Source organism: Marinobacterium marinum (assembly GCF_013868415.1).
Classification (GTDB): domain Bacteria; phylum Pseudomonadota; class Gammaproteobacteria; order Pseudomonadales; family Balneatricaceae; genus Marinobacterium; species Marinobacterium marinum.
This window is the reverse complement of sequence record NZ_JACEMT010000013.1, coordinates 14,004-35,353: the sequence shown is the minus strand read 5'-3', so window position 1 is coordinate 35,353 and position 21,350 is coordinate 14,004. Positions and strand designations below refer to the sequence as shown.

At 57.8% G+C, this 21,350-nt stretch carries 14 protein-coding genes and 1 pseudogene; 12 read left to right on the top strand and 3 right to left on the bottom strand.

Going from position 1 to position 21,350, the window contains the following annotated elements; translation table 11 throughout:
• Positions 1-129: 129 nt before the first annotated feature.
• Positions 130-947, bottom strand: a pseudogene (locus tag H1S06_RS00430) (IS3 family transposase); the annotation flags it as partial.
• 204 nt (positions 948-1,151) lie between these two features.
• The gene (locus H1S06_RS00425; RefSeq protein WP_181736316.1) at positions 1,152-2,099 is read right to left on the bottom strand and encodes a carbon-nitrogen hydrolase family protein; all 948 of its coding nucleotides are present in this window, start codon (positions 2,097-2,099) and stop codon (positions 1,152-1,154) included.
• Between the two features lie 517 nt (positions 2,100-2,616).
• On the opposite strand from H1S06_RS00425, the gene H1S06_RS00420 reads away from it, so the two are divergent.
• From H1S06_RS00420 to H1S06_RS00410, 3 genes are read left to right on the top strand one after another with little or no spacing between them, the layout of a single operon-like run.
• Complete coding sequence (locus H1S06_RS00420) at positions 2,617-4,065, top strand: metal-dependent hydrolase family protein (protein WP_181736315.1); 1,449 nt, start codon at positions 2,617-2,619, stop codon at positions 4,063-4,065.
• Between the two features lie 12 nt (positions 4,066-4,077).
• Positions 4,078-4,809 (top strand): outer membrane beta-barrel protein, encoded by a 732-nt coding sequence (locus tag H1S06_RS00415; RefSeq protein ID WP_220183703.1) that lies wholly within the window; start codon positions 4,078-4,080, stop codon positions 4,807-4,809.
• Positions 4,810-4,820: 11 nt separating this feature from the next.
• Positions 4,821-5,870, top strand: a complete 1,050-nt coding sequence (locus H1S06_RS00410; protein WP_181736314.1) for a linear amide C-N hydrolase — start codon at positions 4,821-4,823, stop codon at positions 5,868-5,870.
• 101 nt (positions 5,871-5,971) lie between these two features.
• Here H1S06_RS00410 and H1S06_RS00405 read toward each other — a convergent pair whose 3' ends face one another.
• Positions 5,972-7,063, bottom strand: coding sequence for a calcium:proton antiporter (locus H1S06_RS00405; protein ID WP_181736313.1), 1,092 nt, complete (start codon positions 7,061-7,063; stop codon positions 5,972-5,974).
• 474 nt (positions 7,064-7,537) lie between these two features.
• Here H1S06_RS00405 and H1S06_RS00400 point away from each other — a divergent pair, with 474 nt between their 5' ends.
• From H1S06_RS00400 to bcsC, 9 genes are read left to right on the top strand one after another with little or no spacing between them, the layout of a single operon-like run.
• A complete protein-coding gene (locus H1S06_RS00400; protein ID WP_181736312.1) occupies positions 7,538-9,067 on the top strand; it encodes a BcsE family c-di-GMP-binding protein in 1,530 nt (509 codons plus the stop codon).
• Entirely contained in the window at positions 9,064-9,252 is a 189-nt protein-coding gene (locus H1S06_RS00395; RefSeq protein WP_181736311.1) for a cellulose biosynthesis protein BcsF, read from the top strand. The genes H1S06_RS00400 and H1S06_RS00395 overlap by 4 nt, the downstream gene beginning before the upstream one ends.
• Positions 9,242-10,867, top strand: coding sequence for a cellulose biosynthesis protein BcsG (gene bcsG, locus H1S06_RS00390; RefSeq protein WP_181736310.1), 1,626 nt, complete (start codon positions 9,242-9,244; stop codon positions 10,865-10,867). The genes H1S06_RS00395 and bcsG overlap by 11 nt, the downstream gene beginning before the upstream one ends.
• Positions 10,837-11,040 (top strand): cellulose biosynthesis BcsR family protein, encoded by a 204-nt coding sequence (locus tag H1S06_RS00385; RefSeq protein ID WP_181736309.1) that lies wholly within the window; start codon positions 10,837-10,839, stop codon positions 11,038-11,040. The genes bcsG and H1S06_RS00385 overlap by 31 nt, the downstream gene beginning before the upstream one ends.
• The gene (bcsQ, locus tag H1S06_RS00380; RefSeq protein ID WP_181736308.1) at positions 11,037-11,765 is read left to right on the top strand and encodes a cellulose biosynthesis protein BcsQ; all 729 of its coding nucleotides are present in this window, start codon (positions 11,037-11,039) and stop codon (positions 11,763-11,765) included. Before H1S06_RS00385 ends, bcsQ begins: the two co-directional genes overlap by 4 nt.
• Entirely contained in the window at positions 11,755-14,316 is a 2,562-nt protein-coding gene (gene bcsA, locus H1S06_RS00375) for a UDP-forming cellulose synthase catalytic subunit (protein ID WP_181736307.1), read from the top strand. Before bcsQ ends, bcsA begins: the two co-directional genes overlap by 11 nt.
• A 23-nt stretch (positions 14,317-14,339) precedes the next feature.
• Complete coding sequence (bcsB, locus tag H1S06_RS00370; RefSeq protein ID WP_220183702.1) at positions 14,340-16,685, top strand: cellulose biosynthesis cyclic di-GMP-binding regulatory protein BcsB; 2,346 nt, start codon at positions 14,340-14,342, stop codon at positions 16,683-16,685.
• Between the two features lie 2 nt (positions 16,686-16,687).
• Entirely contained in the window at positions 16,688-17,788 is a 1,101-nt protein-coding gene (gene bcsZ / locus H1S06_RS00365; RefSeq protein WP_181736305.1) for a cellulose synthase complex periplasmic endoglucanase BcsZ, read from the top strand.
• On the top strand, positions 17,779-21,219 hold the full coding sequence (gene bcsC / locus H1S06_RS00360; RefSeq protein ID WP_255482842.1) for a cellulose synthase complex outer membrane protein BcsC: 3,441 nt from the start codon (positions 17,779-17,781) through the stop codon (positions 21,217-21,219). Before bcsZ ends, bcsC begins: the two co-directional genes overlap by 10 nt.
• Positions 21,220-21,350 lie beyond the last annotated feature (131 nt).

The following is a 21,350-nucleotide window of genomic DNA, read 5'->3' as shown; positions in this document are numbered from 1 at the left end:
GGTTAAAAAAGGGGGGAACGTGCGCATTTCATGCCCCAGACACAGAGAAAATGCAGTTTTGGTGGCTCTGAGAAGACTTGTTCATACGTTCCCTAGCTTATAGTTGAAAATGGTTGACTAGACCGGTAGTCCGTTGTCACAGCGAATGTGCGATGGTTTCCCCCTCCACTCAATCAACTGCGACAGGGTGCGTATCACTCGCATCGATGGCAGAGAGAAGCCTGCTTCTATTGCCAGTCCTTCTCGTCGGTAGTCATCAATCACATTGAGCAGTCGGTAGCTTCTGCCATCCGACAGCTGATCGTGCATGAAGTCGATCGACCACACCTGGTTGCGTCGCAGAGGCTGTTTCAACGGCTCCGGCTTATGGCGCTTTAGGCGCCGCCGAGGCCGTATGCGCAGATTCAATGCAAGTTCACAGTAGATACGGTATACGCGCTTATGGTTCCAGCCGAAGCCTTTCACATTACGCAGGTAGTCAAAGCACATACCAAAGCCCCAGTCTGAATCCTGTTCGGTCAGGCGAATCAACCAATCTGTAATCTCAGCATTCTCCGATGACAGCCTGGGCGTGTACCGGTAGCAGGATTCGCTGAGACCAAAGGCAGCACAGGCGAGTCGGATACTGACGCCACGGGAAGCAACATAGGTCTGTGCCATCTCCTTGCGTCGAGACGGCTTCACCACTTTTTTTGCAGTGCTTCCTGGACGATCTCGGCCTTCAGCCGCTCTTCGGCATACATTTTCTTCAGGCGGCGGTTTTCGTCTTCAAGCTCTTTCAGTCGAGCCATCAAGGAAGCGTCCATGCCGCCGTATTTCGCCCGCCATTTATAAAATGTGGCGCTGCTCACCCCATGTTCACGGCATAGTTCGGGAACTGGGGTACCTGCTTCCGCTTGTTTCAGTATCGCCATGATCTGGCTGTCGGTGTATCGGGACTTTTTCATGCAGAACCTCCTGCGTATACATTACGAGAAAATTCTACTTTTGAGCACCGCTATTTTTCGGGGGGATTACCGGGAAACCTGCGCATTTCATGCCCCAGACACAGAGAAAATGCAGTTTTGGTGGCTCTGAGAAGACTTGTTCATACGTTCCCTAATGTGATTGATGACTACCGGCGAGGGGTGCGGGGTTATCCAAGGCTTCATTCAATCGCTTTCATCACTGAACCTGACGGGAGCCTGCCGGCTTCGGTTTACGGATAATTGGAAAATATCGGGACGACCATAGTGGCCCGCCACATCCAGCGCCTTGCGTGACTGTCGTGCCTGTTCGGTATCAATTTCTCCAATCAGCAGTTCAGTGCTCTCGTGGAGCGGTCCGGCTACAGCTCCGCCAAAAGGTCTTACAATGACGGCATCGCCCGGGTTGATCCATTCCGGTTGTCCAAACAGAGTTTTCCGTCCCGGAAAGTGTTCAGGCAGGTCGTTTGTATGGAGTGCGGTGCCCGTGCTTAATACCCAGCATCCGCCCTCCCGCGCAATATGGTTCATGGAGCCAATCCAGGCAGGTCCGCTATCCCAGGTGGGGGCGATCAGGATATCCATGTTTTGTGTGTACAGTGCGAAACGGGCGAGTGGCATGTAGTTTTCCCAGCAAATCAGGCAACCGATTCGCCCCACTGCAGTATCAACCACCCGGAGCCCTGAGGCGTCACCCATGCCCCAGACCATTCGCTCGGGGTTTGTCGGCATCAGTTTTCTGTGACGGTTCGCCATCTTTCCGTTGCTGTCGATAACAACGACCGAATTGTAAAGCGTGCTGCCACTGTAACGGCTATCGAGTTCATTGATGCCGATCACCACGACAACCTGTTGCTCTGCGGCGGCTGTCTGGATTGGCTTCAGTACGCCATGATTGATATCGACCGCGTTTTCGCGCAGCCGAGTATGGATCTCGTTCCCCAAGGACATGTCGGCACCGGGCTTTAAACGCCATATCCAGGTGGGGTAGCCGGGCAGAAAAGCTTCTGGAAACACAATGAGTTTGGCATCGGCACGTGCGGCTTCGGCAATAATATCAACGGCAAGGTCGATGGAAGCCTTAAGGTCGAGAAGGACTGGTGGCTTTTGTGAAATGGCGGCGTTGAATTTCATGACTCCATCACTCTATCGGGTTGGTGGGAGTGCGGGGCAAGAGAAGGGTGTCCAGTTGGCACTTCGGTTGCCTTTGCTTAAAGACTAGGAGACCCGAGACACTGGCAGCGTGAATTTTATGCATCTGCATGTCCAGAAAGATAAACGTGTTATCGGTCGCCCGGCTTTTAGCTGGATCGACACTACGCCAGTTTGTAGGTTGATAGCGGCTTGCTGTTCGTGACTCTGTTGAGAACGGGGTGCCCGCAGTGCGCCTTGATGTCGGGTCTGCTTGGCGGGTTCATCATGGGTCTGGGGCTCGGCATACTGGGGCGCACGTTGTGGTGTTGTACCCCGTGTATCAATGCCTGATAGAGGTTGTGGTATTTGCAAGAGCGGTGGAGAGGCAGGTGACATAAAAGTGCATAATCGGGTAACCTCCAAGGTCCCTGAGCCGGTGGTCCGGAGCGGTCCTCTCGGGAATGCCGAACCTGAAAGTAGTAGCAGTACACCACACGGACGCGATTGGAGAGTACTCATGTGTCAAGTATGTTTTGCAACGACACCTGCATCGGAAGAAGGCCATTTCTGTCACTGCAGTACACCGGAAACCCTTGCCGGCATGCGTCGCATAGAGGCTGACCTTTCCCGGCGGCAGATGCTGGGCGGGATGGCTGCGGTAGTGGGTATGTTTGCCGGTTTCGGGCTAGCGCCCAAAACGTCGTATGCCCAGACTGATGGCAAGCCTATGTTGCTGACGAATCTGCGGCTGTTTGATGGCGAAAAACTCTCGGTACGTGATGGTATCGACATCCTGGTTCAGGGCGGCCGTATTGTTGCCTTGCCTCCCCGAGGACAGGCGCCGGTCGATGTCGAACGCGTTGATTGCGGCGGGCGCACAGTGATCCCCGGATTGATCGACATGCACTGGCATACCACGCTGGCGGCTGTCAGCCAGCTTGCCGCCATGACACAGGAACCCGGCTTTTTGCATCTGATGGCGGGGCGTGAGGCTGGTGCGACCCTGATGCGAGGGTTTACGACCGTTCGGGATGTGGGTGGTCCGGCCTTCGGTCTGAAAACAGCGATTGACCGAGGCGTTGTGGCAGGCCCCAGAATATTCCCTTCGGGCGCTATTATTTCTCAGACGTCAGGGCACGGTGATTTTCGTTTTGCCAATACTCTTCCGCGGATGCCTTCCGAGCCGGCCTCCTATGCCGAAGCCCAGGGTGTGGCCGTGATTGCCGATGGGGTACCGGAAGTGCTGCGCCGCACGCGTGAACAGTTGATGAAGGGCGCGAGCCAGATCAAGATTACCGCGGGCGGCGGTGTCGCGTCCCAATACGATCCTCTGGAATCCTTACAGTTTACGGAGGCGGAAATGAAGGCGGCGGTGGATGCCGCTTCGGATTGGGGCACCTATGTGTGCGCTCATGTCTATACTGCTCCGGGGATTCAGCGCTGTATTGCGGCCGGTGTCAAATCCATCGAGCATGGCCAGCTGGCGGACGAGGATACCGTGCGGATGATGGTCGACACCGATACCTGGTGGTCACTCCAGCCTTTCCTGGCGGATGAAGATGCCAACCGCTATAGCGACCCCAAGGCCGTGGCGGCTCAAAAGGCTGTAGCGGAAGGGACGGTGCGAGCCTTCGAATGGGCAGAGAAGCACCGGGTCAATTGGGTGTTTGGTACAGATATTCTGTATGGCGGTGGTGAGAGCCAGGCGCGTCAGCTGACTAAACTGGCGCGTTTCATGTCACCGCTTTCCGCGCTGTATCGCGCTACTGGGGCTGCTGGCGAGCTGCTGGCATTGTCAGGTGCACGGGGCGGTTATGAGGGACGGCTGGGTGTGATTGCTGAAGGTGCGCAGGCGGATCTGCTGGTGGTCGACGGCGATGTCGAGTCGGATCTTTCATGGTTGGCCGATTCAAGTAATCTGCGCTTGATTATGAAAGGCGGACAAGTCTTCAAAAACAGCATCTAACGGGAGAGTGGGGTGAAACGGACGACTTTGGCCGCTACGGCGGTGTTGATGCTGATACAGACCTTGCCGGCTGCTGCGGACAGCGAATGGAAGGGGCAGCTGACCCCCTATCTGTGGGCATCGGGTTTAGGTGGCGATCTTAGGCCTTTTCAGGGGGCGCCGACGCTTTCCTTCGATAAGTCTTTTTCGGACGTCATGGACGATCTCGATGGTGCGCTTTTCCTGTCGGGATATGCCCGCCAGAATCGTTTTGTTCTGCTGGGGGATTACAGTTACTCCTCCAGTTCTAAGCAAGGGAAGATCGCGCCGGGACTTCCTGCACGAGGCAAGTTGTCACAGCGCTCGATGACATTGGCGGCGGGGTATCGTGCCATTTCCAGTGACGAGATGACGCTGGATGTTCTAGCAGGACTAAGAGCCTGGAATCTCAAGGTCAAAACATCGGTTGCGGGCGGCATGGTACAAGCCTCTCCCAGTGAGAGCTTTGTGGATCCCTTGATGGCGCTGCGGGCCAACATTGCCCTGTCACCCCAGTGGTCAACGATCCTGTATGTTGATGCCGGTGGTTTCGGCGCGGGGTCTGACAGGACGTATCAGGTTGTGGCCACGGTCAACTATCAGATGAATGATCAGCTTTATCTGTCTGCGGGCTATCGCAAGCTGAATGTCGATTACAGAAGCGGCGGCACCAAGGTGGATGTCACGATGGCCGGGCCGCTGCTCGGTATGACGTGGCGCTTTTAAGGAGAAAAGGAATGTTGCGCAAAGTAATGCTATCGGCCGGGTTGACCGCGATGTTGGCCGCTCCACTGGCTGACGCTTGCACACGGGTTGTTTACCACGGTCCTGAAGGACGAATACTGACAGCGCGTTCAATGGACTGGAGCCTGCCGATGCTCAGTAACCTCTGGGTCTTTCCTCGGGGCATGAGTCGTACCGGTGAGGCCGGGCCCGGTTCGCTGGAATGGACGTCGAAATACGGCAGCTTGATAGTATCCGGCTATGATATTGCCACCGTGGACGGGATGAATGAAAAAGGTCTGGTAGCCAACATGCTGTGGCTGACCTCATCCGAATATCCGGAAGCGGATGGCGAAGAGCCACGGATGTCGCTTTCGATCTGGGCACAGTTCTTTATGGACAATTTCGCCACGGTAGCCGAAGCGGTGGAATATACCCGCACCAACCCCTTTGTGACGGTCTCCAAGGATGTGCCGATGCAGCCGGGTCGGCTGACCACGGTGCATTTGTCCCTGTCGGACCCGTCCGGTGACAGTGCTATTCTGGAATGGCTGGAGGGGGAGCTGGTGATCCATCACGGGCCTGAGTATCGGGTGATGACCAATGATCCCCCTTACGATCAGCAGTTGGCGCTGGCTGATTACTGGCGCGGCGTGAATCCGCGAGAAGTCCTGCCGGGCACAACGCGCTCGGCAGATCGTTTTGTGCGTGCCGGCAGTTATATCGACATGGTCGTGCAGAGTGATGACCCGCGCACGGCTGCCGCTGCGGCTTTCAGTGTGATTCGCAATGTCTCCGTACCCTATGGTATCAGCATCCCGAATGCTCCCAACCTGTCGACCACGCGTTGGCGTGTTGTCGCCGATCACAAGGATCGCCTGTTTTATGTCGAGTCGGCAATATCGCCCAATATTTTCTGGGTGGATCTGGCCAAGCTGGATTTTGCCGAGGACTCGGGTATCAGAAAGCTGGATCTGGGGGTGGATATGGTTGATATCCAGTCCGGTGAAGTCTCCGCCGAATTTGAAGCGGCTGAACCCTTCCCGTTTGAAGCGGGGGAGTAGGCTGGAGCGGATGCCCGAGTTGGGCTGTCGGTCTGATTAAAACACCCCGCCTGGGCTGAGCGCGTCAGCCCGAGCGGGGTGTTTTGCATCATGCGCCCGGATCAGGGGATGGCGGCGATCGCCAGGAAGGACGCAAAAATCACCAAGTGGATACCGCCTTGCATGATGGTGGTTCGACCCATTGCCAGTGACAGGGTGCTCATGAACAGGGTCAGTACCAACAGAACGATATGTTCTGCATCCAGTCCGAGCACGAGCGTTTGCCCCATGGCGAGAGACACCAGCGCGACGACCGGAATAGTCAGGCACAGGCTGGCCAGTACGGATCCCATGGCCAGGTTAAGACTGGTTTGCAGTCGGTTGTGCATGGCTGCCTTGATGGAGGCAAGGCCTTCCGGCATCAATACGATCAGTGCAATAACGACCCCGATCATGGCTTCGGGCAGGCCGGCGACCATAATGGCCTCGCGCACCGGGCCGGCCAGGATTTCGGCCAGCATTACCACGACAAAGAGTGCAACGGGCAGCGCGATGGCCGATGTTATAAGCTCAGCCCTGGAAACGGGATGCGCATGCTCTTCAGTGGCGGGTTCGAGCTGATCCATAAAGTCATGTTTGTGCGACACCATCTGAACAAACAGGAAAAGTGCGTAGAGCACCAGTGAGATCGTGGCTACGAAAATCAACTGTGCCGGGGCGTACACGGGACCCGGTACGGCGACCGTATAATTGGGCAGAATCAGACCGAGTACTGCCAGGGTCCCCAGAACGCCGTGAGCGGCCGCCGTTCCCCGCGGTTGAAAGCCCTGTTCGTGGTATTTCAGGCCGCCGATCAGCAGGCACAGCCCCACAATACCGTTCAAAACAATCATGATGGCCGCAAAAACTGTATCTCTTGCAACACTGCTGTCGCCACTGGTGTCCGCCAGCAAAATGGAAACGATCAGCGAAACCTCAATCAGGGTAACGGCCAGTGCCAGGATAAACGAGCCGAAAGGTTGTCCACAGCGGTGTGCGATGATCTCCGCGTGATGAACGGCGGAAAACACGGAACCAAACAGGGCGGGCACGGCGAGCAGGTACAGGACCCAGGGTGGATTATCGTGGTAAAGCAGCTCAAATGCACCGACAGTCAGGAGTCCGGCAATCGGGATCAGCAGGGTCCAGAGTGGGGCGGGGAGGGTGTTTTTCATGGCAGATTTCCTTATGGCGCATGTACATCACTTTAAGCGCTTTATCGTGTTCCTTAAGCCACGGGCACGGCTGCAAGGTGGGGCTGGAACGGTATTGCGCGGGCGGCGCTCAAGAGTGCGTTATCCGATTTTTGAATGCAACCCCGTTGTGTCGTGTGCGCCCGCTTCTGCGGGACTGGCGCATGGTTTGCGGAGCCAATCATGATTCGCGCTGATGAATATTAAATGAACCAATTGTAAGGAAAACATGTTATAGTTAAACAACTGTATTAATCGGAGCGTTGAAGTAACTCTATGCAGGGGAGCAGCCCAGACTGGGTCTCCGAGTTGTTCACGCGGAAAAAAGGATGATTTTTCGGCTCCTTCACGTTATCCAAAACAATCGGCCAGGGGTGTAAAGGTCCGGTTGTTTTGAGTCATTATAATGCCGATCCTTATCATCTTTTCCCTGCAGGCATGGGCAGGTAAACGGATATGAAAACATTGGGTCAAATTACGCTTGCAATCGATTTGCTGCCGCCCCGGTTGTCCCGGTTGGGGACGGGCGGAATTCACTGGTTGGCTGTTGATAAACAGGCTGATGCTCAGGTACTGGCCCTGCAGTTTCTGGAAGGCCTGCCATCTGAACAGGCAGTATCGCTGATTTACCTCGAAGGTAGCGACGAAGGTCGTTTGCCTGCGTTTGTACGCGCGGGTGCCGAGGGGGCGGTAACACTGTTCAGACTGTCGTCCAAAAATGGCTATAAGGGACTGGAGCGACTGCCGCGGGAGTTGGAGCGTGCCAGAGTTCTGGGGCGGGCATTGCTGTTTCTGATGCCGGCTGATCTTTTGCGTCATGTGCCGGATGTGGCCGCTTGGGCGCTGGCTTTAAACCGTGTGCTGATGCGTGCGGAAACACCAATGTTGATGCTGTGCCATGGCCGGGGTGGCACGTTCCCGGATACCCTCGCCGGGCAGTTGAGCGGTCTGGCCCGTCTTGAATCCGGCGATGACAGTTATCACTATCATATTGATGGCTGGCGTAACGATCAGGGGCTGCAGGCGGGACACAGTCTTGAACTGATTCTGCATGAAGGGCGTTTCGGAGTGGCGCCTGACCGGACACTGAACCCGGATAGCGTAATTACGGGTGAGCAGCGACTGATTCAGAAAGAGGCGCTGCTTGGCATGCCCTTGCCCTCTCGGCGCTGGTTGGCGCAGGCGATGAGCGAAGCCTTTTGGCAGCAGGCACTGGGTGCGCAGACAGGCTTTGTGGTGGTCGCCGTAAGCAATAACGCCGAAGTCGGCGAACTGGCACGCCAGATTCATCATTTGCGTGCTGCACGCGGAGCCGGGCTGGTGATCGTGGTACGAGAAATGCAGACCTGCCTGCGACAAATGGAACAGGAGGTATTACTGCAGTCGGGAACCAACCTGATTGTTCCGGCCGGTACTTCCCATGCCGCTCTGTTGTGTCTACTGAACAGCCTGCAGGGACAGCTGTGGCATCGCCCCAGAATGGAACACCCTGATACGCTTATGCACCAGTTGCGCCCGCCACGGGTGCGTGGCCTGCAAAGCCCGCAGCAGTTCCTGCATCTGGTCGACGGTATTCTGCAAAGCTCTGCAGGCAAGGTGCGCCATCAATTGCTGAAACTTCCCCTGCGCCCAGGGCTGACGCTTGAGCAGTGCTGGGGACAGATACATCTCAGGCGAGAGGGGGATCTGGCCTGCCTGATGGATAACACCTGTTATCTGTTTTTGTTTGGTTGCCGTGATGACGGACTTGAAGCCGCTTTGGACAACATCTGCCGCTTGCCCTGGGGGGACCTGTTCAGCCAGTGTCAGATCTTGTCGGGCAGTGATGCCTTGCCGCGTCGGGCATTCGAACACGCAGAAGTGGCGCCGGTTGTGGAAACCGATGACATTGATGGCGGATGTGGCAAGCCGCCCGTGACAACCCCCCGGACTCTGTTTACCCCTGTTCCGATCAGATTGCCCTGTAAAGAGATACACCCTTCATGATTTATACGGATGTACTGCAGGTTGCCGCGATCGGCGGCCTGTTGAGCCTGTTTTTGGGATGGCTGGTGATATGTCAGGGACGTCGCCTGCTGGACTGGTTCAGCAGGCGTATGCCCGCGCGCTATCTCAAGGAGCAGGATATTTGCTCGTTTATGCCGGAGGAAAGTCACGACAATGAGAAGTGAAGGGAGTGTCGGTGGGTCTTTGTCTCGTGTATCCGAGATCGGGCTAGGGCACTGGAATCTGTATTTTCTATGCAAGTTGGGCATGTTCTGGCTGGGATACCTGAACCTGCAACCCCTGCCCAATATCGTATTTGCAGCTTTTCTGCTGCTGCCGCTGCCCTGGACATGGCTTCGTCATGCGCGTCTTCTGATCGCGGTACCCTTGGCTATCGCCCTGTTGTATCAGGACAGCTGGTGGCCGCCGATTACCCGATTACTGAACCAGCCAGGCGTCATGGATTTCAGTGGCAAGTACCTGCTGGAGCTGGCCGGGCGTTTCGTCAACTGGACTCTGTGTGCGCTTCTGCTGGCCTTTGTCGTGTTCTATATCTACCTGAGGCACTGGCTGCGTTTTACCACCTTTACCTTGTTGGGGCTGGGCTGGTTTTCGTTGCAGCCCTTGCTGAGTCTGGCACCGACCATGGCGCAGGGAAGTGGCGAGCAGGTCATGGCCGAAACGGGCAAGCCTCAGGACACGAAAATGTCGCTGGATGAGAGCCTGCAGGCCTTTTATGACGCAGAGCAGAGGCGGGTGACCCAGTTCCCGCCTGCAGACGAGGCCGGTGCTCCTTTTGATCTGTTGATCATTAATGTGTGCTCAATGGCATGGGACGATCTGGATGCGGTTGGTCTCAAGGACAATCCCCTGTTCAGCCAGATGGATGTGGTCTTTGAGCGCTTCAACTCGGCTACCTCCTATAGTGGCCCGGCTGCCGTGCGTCTGCTGAGAGCCAGCTGTGGTCAAAGCAGTCACCAGGGATTGTACGAGGATAACGTGCCGCAGCAATGCCTGTTGATGGATCGTTTGCGGGGGCTGGGTTTCAACACCGAGCTGGCGATGAACCATAACGGTCACTACGACAACTTCCTGGGCGACCTGCAGACGCAGGGCGGGTTGGGCAATCCCGTGGTGGACGAGCACGGACTGAGCCGGAATATTCTGGGCTTTGACAACTCGCCGATCTGGCGTGACCGGGAAGTGCTGGGGGCCTGGTGGCAACGGCGTCAGCAGAGCGATCATCAGGCCTCTACGGCGCTGTTCTATAACACGACCACTCTGCATGACGGTAACCGTATTGTGACCGGAGATGGCGGGACGCGGCTAACGGACTACCGTGAGCTGGCACAGCGTCTGCTGCAGGATCTGGATGCCTTTTTCCAACAGCTGGAACAGAGTGGGCGGCCAGTGGCGGTTCTGCTGGTGCCCGAGCATGGTGCCAACCTGCATGGCGATCGCATGCAGATCCAGGGCATGCGGGAACTGCCTAGCCCGGCGATTACGCATGTACCGGTCGGCATTAAACTGTTTGGCATGGGAGCACAGACCGAGTCGCCGCACCTGGTTACGGAGCCGAGCAGCTATCTCGCGCTGTCCGAGTTCGTGTCGCGCCTGTACGCGCAGTCCACTGAAACGGGCACACTTTCGGTTGACCTTCCGCACCTGCTGGCCGACCTTCCGGTGACCCCCTGGGTGGCTGAAAACGCGGGAACCGTAGTGCTGGAACATGAAGGCATACCCTATATACGGCTAGAGGAGCAAGGGACATGGCTACCTTACCCGGCACGCTTCAAATGAATCATGAACAGAGAGCACGTGATGATCTCTTCCTGCTGCGCAGCAAGGTAGGCGAGTGGCGTCACCTGGACACCTCCAGGGAGGAGGTTCTGATGGCCGCCTTGCGCCGCTGGCCTCTGTTGGCGGAGCTGGAAGGGCTGGAGCCGCTGCCTGACACTGAGGCCGAGACATGAGCATCATACGCCTGCAGGGGATCAGAGGTGGCGTGGGGACTACCTCGCTGGTGGCGGCGCTGGCATACGAGCTGAATCGTCTAGGGCAGCGAGTCCTGGTGGTGGATCATTGTCCCGAGAATATGCTGCGGCTGCATTTTGAGCGGCCCTTTGCCGAGTCCGGCGGCTGGGCGCATGCCTGGAAAGAACAACAGGACTGGCGCGAACAGGCCTGGGAGCTGCGCTCCGGGCTGTGTCTTTTACCCTATGGGCGTGTTGATGCGATGACTGTGGGGCGGCTGGATCACTGGTTGCAGGATCACCCTGATGAGTGGCCGTTGCGGCTGGCCGAGCTGACGCAATCCTTTGACTGGATACTGCTGGATACACCTCATCATCGCCTGTCGGGGCACTGCGGCTCGCTTCGACCGGACCTGGATATTCAGGTGCTGCGTCCCGATGCCGCCTGTCACGCTCTGCTGCAGGGGCGGGAAACAGTGCGCAAGCTGATGATCAACGGCTATGATCCGGCCAGTCGACTGCAGCAGGACTTGCTGCTGCTCTGGCGGCATCAGTATGGTGATCGGCTGCTGCCGTTACCCGTTTATCAGGACGAAGGCATGGCGGAGTCCATGGCGTACAAGCAGCCGGTGGGTGCTCATGCGGTCAACAGCCAGGCTGCGGATACCTTGCGCAGCCTGGCAATCTGGTGCCTGAGCCAGCAGGGTGGCCGACATGAAGGCTAACCTGTTTCCCTATGCCGCCCTTCGGCAGCGCGGTGCCAGTCGCTTTACCGCATTGTGGCTGGCCTGCTGTCATTGTCTGGCCTGGCTGGTGCTGCGCCTCGAACAACCCGGCTGGCAGCAGGTGCGTGCCAGCCGAGACGTGTGGTTTCCTCAGGTGGCCGGGCGGCGCCCCTTGCCGGGTGATCCACTGCGCTACCTGATTCAGGGCTGCTGGCTTCTGCTGGTGCGCCCCTGGCCGGAGCGCTCCTTCAGCCTGACCCGAAATCTGTTTGGCAAGGGACAGGGCGTGGGTCGCTGGCTGGCAGCCCGTCTGGCACCTTTGAGCAGAGCCTGGACACGTCGTATCGAGAGTGTCATGGAGCCCGAGCGGAAAGCGGCTTGGCAGCGTCGTATCAGTCGCGGCAGTACAGGAATCTACGCCGTGCTGGCAGTCTGTGCCCTGCTGTTGGCGGCGTTGAGTGTTACACAGCCCTTCGGGCCTCTTGCCCAGTTGGCTTTCGTCATTTTGCTGTGGGCCATGGCTATGGTGGTGCGCAAGTTGCCGGGGCGCTTTCCAACCTTGCTGTTGATCGTCTTGTCGGTGCTGGTGTCCTGTCGCTACCTGTGGTGGCGTTACACATCCACGCTGAACTGGAATGATTCGCTGGACCTGGTGCTGGGGATGACCCTGCTGATTGCCGAGACCTACTCCTGGCTGATCCTGATTCTGGGCTATGTGCAAACCTGCTGGCCTCTGCGGCGCCAGCCCACGCCGTTGCCGGAGGATACGTCTCTGTGGCCGACGGTGGACTTGATGATCCCGACCTACAACGAGCCGCTTTCGGTTGTACGTACCACGGTCTATGCCGCACTGGGAGTGGACTGGCCGGCTGACAAACTGAATATTTATGTACTGGATGACGGGCGCCGTGAAGCCTTCCGGGAGTTTGCCGCAGAGGTCGGAGTCGGGTACATCACACGAACGGACAATCGTCATGCCAAGGCGGGTAACCTCAACCATGCGTTTACGCTGACGGATGGTGAATTGATCGCCATCTTTGACTGTGACCATATTCCGGCGCGCACCTTTCTACAGTTGACTGTTGGCGGTTTCCTGCAGGATCCGAAGCTGGCCCTGGTACAAACGCCGCATCACTTCCTGTCACCCGACCCGGTCGAGCGAAATCTTGGCGTGTTCCGGCGCAGCCCCAACGAGGGCGAGCTGTTCTATGGCCTGGTCCAGGATGGCAATGATATGTGGAATGCGGCCTTTTTCTGTGGCTCCTGTGCGGTCCTGCGCCGTACGGCACTGGAAGAGGTCGGCGGGGTTGCCGTGGAAACCGTCACCGAGGATGCCCATACCGCGCTGCGCATGCACCGACTGGGCTGGAACTCGGCCTACATGCGTATTCCCCAGGCCGCCGGACTGGCCACCGAAAGTCTGTCGGCTCATGTTGGCCAGCGCATCCGTTGGGCGCGCGGGATGGCACAGATTTTCCGTATCGATAACCCTTTGATGGGACGTGGCTTGACGCTGTTTCAGCGGCTCTGTTACGCCAACGCCATGCTGCACTTTCTGGCGGGACTGCCGCGTCTGGTCTTTCTGCTGGCACCGCTGGCCTTTCTGGTGCTGCATGCCTATATCATTTATGCCCCGGCGGCATTGCTGGTGCTCTATATTCTGCCGCACATGATTCATTCCAGTCTGACCGCCGCCCGCATGCAGGGCAAATACCGCAAGACCTTTTGGGGCGAGGTGTATGAGACCGTGCTGGCCTGGTACATCGCGCGCCCGACCACGGTTGCACTGATCGATCCTTCGAAGGGCAGCTTCAACGTCACGGCGAAGGGTGGCTTGATGGAAGAAGAACAGTTTGACTGGCGCATCGCCCGACCTTATCTGGCGCTGGCGCTGCTGAACATTCTGGGGTTGGGGTTTGCCGTCTGGCGTTTCATGACCGGGCCGGTGGATCAGCAAGGGACCGTGATCGTGACCAGCCTGTGGGTATTTTATAACCTGCTGATCATCGGTGCAGCCGTTGCGATAGCGGCCGAGGCACGTCAGGTGCGGCAGAGTCACCGGGTGCGCTTCAAACTGCCGGCCAGTCTCAAGCTGGCCAGCGGGCATTATTATCGCGGCACCCTGCAGGATTACTCGGAGGGTGGCGTAGCGGTTGAGCTGCCGGAAGCACTTTCCCTGGCAGAGGGCACCGAGGTCTCGGTTGTGCTGGGCAGGGGCGAGCAGGATTACAGTTTCCCTGGAGTCGTTGCCCGAGAGGATGGAAGTGTTATCGGCATTCGCTTCAACGAGATGAGCCACCAGCAGATGATCGATTTTGTCCAGTGCACCTTTGCACGTGCCGATGCCTGGCTGGACTGGCTTGAACAGCAGGAAGAGGAACGGCCGCTGCAGAGTTTGGTGGAAGTGCTGAGGGTCGGATTCAGGGGATATCTGTGCCTGTATCGCTTCCTGCCGCTTTGGGTAAGGGAGCTGTTCGCCCCCGTATTGCGGCTACTGAGATGGGTCGCATCCTATTTGCCTCGCTGGCCCAAGACACAGCGTTTTTCTTAATATTATCAATGGTTAAAGTTATTATGCGAATAATTAAACATTCTCTTGTTGCCAGTCTTGCTCTGCTGTTTGCGGGCACTCTGCATGCCGTTGATGAGTCAATAGAAGCGGTTGGTCAGACAGCGGCCGTGGGTTCCGAACAGCAGATCGAGGCGGTTGTCGAAATGCCGGCGGAAGCTCTGGTCGAAATTGAGCAGCCTCCTGGCTGGCCGCGTGCTCAGAGTTTCGCCCTGCTGGGCGATGATCGGGATCGCATGTTGCTCGGCGTGCGTAATACCGAAGAAGTGAATTTCGCGCTGCGTCGGGATCGAATCGCCAAGGAAGCCGGGCTGAATCTGAATTACACGCCTTCGCCCTCGTTGTTGCCGGGGCTGTCTCACCTGCGGGTGTATCTCAACGATGTGTTGATGGATACGGTCGTCATTGCAGAAGAAAATCTTGGACGCTCGACTCAGCAGCATGTCGCGTTGGACCCGAAACTGGTAACCGACTTTAACCAGGTGCGGATCGAGTTCGTGGGGCACTACGCAGATGTCTGCGAAGATCCGGGGCACAGTTCTCTGTGGCTCAGCCTGGGTAAAAAAAGCCGGGTGGAGTTGTACGAGCAGGCGCTGGATATGCGCAATGATCTCGCCTTTTTCCCGCAGCCCTTTTTTGATGAGGGCGACCGTGATCGAGTACGGGTAAACCTTGTACTGCCGACGGATTTCAATACCGATAACCTGCAGTCTGCCGCCGTACTGGCATCATATTTCGGCAGTCTTTCCGGCTGGAGAGGTGCGGAGTTTCCCGTGTTGTTTGAGCACCTTCCGGTCCGGGGCGAAGGCGAAAAACCGATACACAGCCTGGTATTGGCGACAAATCAGCGTCGCCCGGCGTTCATGTCGGATCCGGAAGTTTTCCCACCGGTCTCGGGAGCGGATGTGCAGCTGATCGATCACCCTGAAGACCGTTACAGCAAGGTGCTGCTGATTCAGGGGCAGGATGATGCCGAACTGGCCATGGCTGTGCGGGCGTTGGCATTGGGAGGCAAACTGTTGCGGGGAGAGCGGGCCGAAATTCGTGATGTGCAGCCGTTGCTGCCGCGTCAGCCCTATGACGCACCCAACTGGATGCCGACAGACAGACCGGTACGCTTTGCCGAGCTGGTCCAATATCCGGGGCAGTTGCAAACACGTGGCTTGATACCGGATCCCATTGAGTTGGAAATCAATCTGCCGCCCGACCTGTTTGTCTGGCGCAATCAGGGGATTCCGGTACAAACTCGATATCGCTACACAGCGCCGACGGCTAATGACGAATCCCGCCTGAATATCAGTATTAACGGCGAATTTATTATGGGCTTGCCGCTGACGGGGGGGCAGCACAATAATCTGGAACAACTGCGCCTGGCGGTGACCTCCGAAGAAACGGCCAGTTCGCGTGATCAGATGCTGGTACCGGCGCTCAAAATCGGTGCTCGCAATACGCTCAGGTACGATTTCAGTTTCGCGACGACCTTTGGTAGTGCCCAGCCGGACCATTGCCAGACCACTCTGATGGTAGACAGTCGAGCGCTGATCGATGGCGAGTCAACGATCGATTTCACCGGGTATCATCATTTTATCGCAATGCCGGACCTATCCGCCTTTGCGCGCAGCGGCTTCCCGTTCAGTCGCATGGCTGACCTGTCCGAAACCCGTGTCCTGATGCCGGAAAACCCGAGCGGCACACAGATCAGCCTGATGCTGGAAACGCTGGCCGGCATCTCGGCTCAAACGGGCTATCCCGCTTTTCAGGTGAGTGTCGGTCACGATGTGCAGGACGTTCAGCAGCAGAATGTTGATTGGCTGGTGTTCGGCTCCTTGCCGGAGGGGGTTGAGCAAGCTGCAGAAATCAATGCCTTGCTGCAGCAGACGAGTGACTGGTTGTTGCAGCCGCCCGTCCGCAAAGCAGTATTGGAACAGGCTCCGGCCCGTCTGGAACAAGCGAATTTCCCCGCTGAAAACCGGGTGGAGGTCAGTGCGCAGGGACCGTTGGCAGCCATCATCGGCACACAGTCGCCGCTTGCGAAGCAACGCAGTATTGTGGCGTTACTGGCCAGTGATGAAGAGGGATATCGCTTGCTGCGTGAAACGCTGAGTGATTCGGGCGCTTTGGGAGCGGTACAGGGCTCGGTTTCATTGATACGGACCAGTGGTGTCGACAGTCATCTGGTGGGTGAGCAGTATTACGTTGGTCATCTGCCCTGGTGGCTGAAGTTGTGGTATCTGCTGTCGGCTCACCCGCTTCTGCTGGCGGCGTTGGCGGCGCTCTGCACCCTGCTGGTTGCGATACTGCTATGGAAAGCGCTGCGTTGGGCGGCTCATCGGCGGGTTCAGGAGCACTGAAAATGAGGCTGGCGAGCGGTGTGCTGTTTTGGTTGCTGGTCTTGGCCGGGCCGGTCAGGGGAGAGGTTTGGCCCGCCTGGGAGCAGTACAAGGCGGCAATGATGAGTGACGACGGTCGTATTATTGACCATTCGTCACCGCGCGCCATCACCACGTCAGAGGGGCAGAGCTATGGACTGTTCTTTGCGCTGGTAGCCAATGACCGGGAGGGATTTGACCGTCTGCTGAACTGGACCGAAAACAACCTGGCTGATGGCAACCTGGCTACACGCCTGCCGGCCTGGCTATGGGGGCAGAATGACCACGGTGACTGGGGTGTTCTGGACAGCAACAATGCCAGTGACTCCGATTTGTGGATTGCGTACAGCCTGCTGGAGGCGGGTCGTTTGTGGCAAGAGCCTGACTATACCCGCCTGGGGCGCGAACTTCTGTGGCGTTCGGCGGCGCAGAGCCTGCAGCCCATGAGAGGGCTTGGGTTGGGGCTGTTGCCGGGCAATATCGGCTTTGAGTCCGACCAGGGGTGGCGTTTGAATCCCAGTTATCTGCCACTGCAGCTGTTGGCCCGCTTTGAGGAAGAGTCCCTAATCTGGGGAGATGTGGCGGACAGCAGCCGAAAAATGTTGCTGGAGGCGGCTCCTGCCGGTTTGGCCCCCGATTGGTTGTGGTGGCATCGGGAGACTGGCTGGGACATACCGGTTGACCAGTCCGGAGGCAGCTATGACGCCATACGTGTGTACTTGTGGTTGGGCATGCTGGCGCAAGGGGCACCGGGACGTGAGCTGTTGATCGAGCAGTATGTGCCCATGGTGAGCCAGGTCGGTCGTACGGGGCTGCCACCGGAACATGTGGATAGTCTTGAAGGCATGGCACAGGGAACAGGTCCTGTCGGTTTTTCGGCAGCCCTGCTGCCGCTGTTGGCAGCACGTCCCGAATGGCAGCCGCTGTTACAGCAACAACTGGACCGGGTACAGGCTCAGCCGCCTGAACCACGGGCGTATTACAATAATTCCCTGCTGTTGTTCGGCCTTGGCTGGCATCAGGGGTTCTACTGTTTTGACAAGAGGGGGCGGTTGCGGCCGGCCTGGCTAAGCTCATGCGAATAGTGTCTCTTCTTTCAATATGTTGTGTGCTGCATACCGGTGGAGTATGGGCACAGTCTGAGCACACACGACAACAGCAGACCGACTGGCTGATGGATCAGTTGCATGCCGGACAGGCGCTGTACCGGGATGATCTGGTTCAAAGTGCCTTGCGCAGGCTTGAGCTGTTGGCCCCCTTGCATCCGGATGTATTGTTTGCCGGCGTTGAGTTCCATCTGGAGCAGGGCAACCAGGCACGGGCAGAAGAGCTGTTGAACAGCTGGCCACGTGAAGACCAGTCGTTTAAACACCGGCAGGCCGAGGCTTTGCTGCATGTGTATACGGATGGAGAGCAACAGCTGCAGCAGGCACGCTTACTCGCGGCCAGTGGCCAGGTCGAGCAGGCGATGGCGCTGTATCGAACGCTGTGGCAGGACCAGCCTCCCGGTCTGAAACTGGGGGTTGAGCACTGGCGTACACTGGGGCGTCTGGACGAGCAGCGCCCGGCAGCCATAGAGGGGCTGCAGCAGATGGATCGGCGTTATCCCGGCAATCCCGAAGTACGTCTGGGACTCATCAAGCTTTTACTGGCGGAAGAGCGGGCGGAAGAAGCCTTGCTCTTGTTGGGCGAGCTGGCCAAAAATCCGCAAGCAGTCAACCGGGCAGCGGAAGTTGAATACAACTATCTGATTGATCTGCCCGTCTCGGATGATGCGGCACAGTTGTGGGAGCGTTTTCTGACCCGTTATGTGGGGACCAGCTATCATCAGGGCGCGGACCGGGAATGGCAGAATCAGCGGACATTGCTGGGTGATCCTGCCTGGCGTGCCGGTGAAAAGGGCAAGGCTTTGGTGGCTGCAGAGCGCTACCGACAGGCTCATGCTCCGTTGAAAGCAGCGCTTAAAACCTACCCGGACGATCCCGGTCTGTTGGGTGCATTGGGACAGGTACAGGTCAACTTGCAGCAGTATGGGGCAGCGGTACGGACTCTGACGCGTGCCGAGAAACTGGAGCAGGATGGCAGCTTCATTTCCAAATGGCATGATCTGCGCATCTATGCGCAAAGCCTCGAATGGCTGCAGCGTGGCCACCAGGCACTGGCTGACGGGCAATACGCACAGGCGCAGCGCGCCTACCGCAAGGTGATGCAGATTCGTCCCGATGATGTGGACGGCCCATTGGGTATGGCGGAAACTGCCCTGGCTGAAGGTGATGATGCAACAGCGCTGAAATGGTTCGGCAAGGCGCGGCGCATCAACCCGGAAAACGGAAAGCTGGTCTACACCCTGGTGGGATATTACCGGACGCGATCCTTGGAGCAGGCGGAAGCGGTGTTGGATAGTCTGAGCCCTGCGGCACGGAAGCGGTATGCCGACCTGGTTGTGAGTGTGCAGCAGGAGCGCCTGATGCGCGATGTTGAAGCGGCGCTGGTGCGTCGGGACACGGCTACGGCCATGCAGCTGTTACAAGAGGCCACCGAATCGGCACCTCCCAGTCCCTGGCTGAGCTATCGGCTGGCTGATCTATTGGTGGCGGAAGGGAAGGTCGGTGATGCGGATGAGGTGTTTCAAACTCTGCTGGAGCACCAGGGGCAGGACCCCGAGGCCCGCTATGCCCATGGGTTGTATCTGGCTTCACTGGACCGGGATGATGCCAGTCTGGCAACGCTGGCAGCCATTGAGTCGTCGCGCTGGACGCCGGGGATGGAGGAACTGGCACTGCGCGTTGAAGGGCGCAAACGCCGACAGGCCGCGAGCCTCCTGCGTGAACAGGGTGATATGGTGGCGGCCAGAGCCAATCTGTCCCGCTCAAATAGCCCGGAAGATCATCTGTTGTTGGCGGACTGGCTGCGTGAAGATGGCGCTTATGCCGAGGCCATTGAGCGTTACCAGCAGTTGACTACCGAAGAGTCCGTGAGTCTGGATGCGCGTCTGGGGCTGGTTGAAAGCTACCTGCGTACGGGAGACCACGCATTTGCACAAGTACGGCTGGACAGCATTACGTTGGAGGGCGCCAGCGTTAATCAGCAGCGCCGTTATATCTATCTGCTGACCGAGCTGGGACAGACTGATCATGCGGCTCGCTTGATCGCTGATCTGGTCGAGGCTCAGCCGTCTGATCCGCTGGTGCTGCGGGATGCGGCACAGCTGCAGAGTGATCCCGAGCAAGCGTTGTCATTGTATGCGCAGGGGCTGGCCTCATTGGGACTGATGACTTCAGCCGATGCCGGGGACGGCGAATCCCTGACACGAGCCACGCGCTCCCGTGTTGAGGATGACTGGCTGGCCGCGAGTCTTAAACGTGGTGCGGCCGAGACTTACCAGCACCTGAACCCGAGTATCCAGCTGCAGCATGATACCGGTTGGCGAACCGACAACTCACCCTCAGGAGTGAATGATCTGAGTTTGCAGACGACGTTGTTGCGTCTGGAGGTTCCGGCCGGGAACGGACGCGCCTGGCTACAGGCTGAGCAGGTGCGGCTGGACAGTGATATCCCCGAGTCTCGAGACTTTTTTGGTGCCTGTAACGCCGTGCTCGATGGCTGTCAGTTCGACGGGCTGGATACCTCGGGTACCGGGGTTGCCATTGGCTGGAGCGGCGATCGCTGGAGCTGGGATTTGGGGCATTCACCGTTCGGGTTCGAGGTGGACAATTGGCTGGGTGGCGTTTCCTATGACAGCAGTCTGGGCGAGTGGGGGTATACCTTGACCCTGTCACGGCGGCCCATGAGTAACTCGCTGGTGTCCTATGCCGGAGCTGTTGATCCGGTGACCGGACTGAGCTGGGGTGGTGTGACCGCCACGGGAGTAACCCTTGGGTTGAGCCATGACCAGGGGGAGGCCAACGGTGTCTGGGCCAGTCTGGGTGCTCATCAGCTCGAGGGGGAGCGGGTTGAGGACAACATTCGACTGACCGCCATGGGGGGGTACTATCATCGCATGATTAATGAATTGGATGAGCAGTTGCGAGTCGGGGGCTCGGTGATGTTCATGCATTTCGATAAGGAATTGAGTGAAAACACCCTGGGACAGGGAGCTTACTACAGCCCTCAGGCCTACCTTTCCTTTGGCTTGCCGGTGTCCTATGCCCGTCGAAGTCAGGACTGGTCCGTGGCATTGGATGCCTCGCTGGGGTGGTCGTATTCTCGTACGGATGGACATGCCTATTATCCGGGCCATGAATCGTTGATTGCCAACAGCGGCTGGGTGCCGGACCCTTATGCGGGCTGGGGCAGTGATGCCGATAGCAGCACGGGGCTAGGGGTACGAATGTCGGCCCGTGGCGAGTATCGGCTGGACAGCCACTGGGTGCTGGGCGGTGGTATCAGTTGGCAGGCGAGCAATGATTATGCGCCAGGCAGCGCTTCGGTGTATCTGCGCTATCTGTTTAATCCCTGGCAGGGCAAGCTCGACCTGCCGGTAGGGCCGCTTGAGCCGTATGCGGAGTGGCGCTAAGAGTCCGCCCGGCTTGCAGTCGGTGGGGCAGTCTGATCAATGTGCCAGTCTGTCACCGGGCGTATCAGTGAAACTGTAATTTAGTTGAATATTCAACTAATATGCCAGCTTGGTTTTGATTCTGAATACCA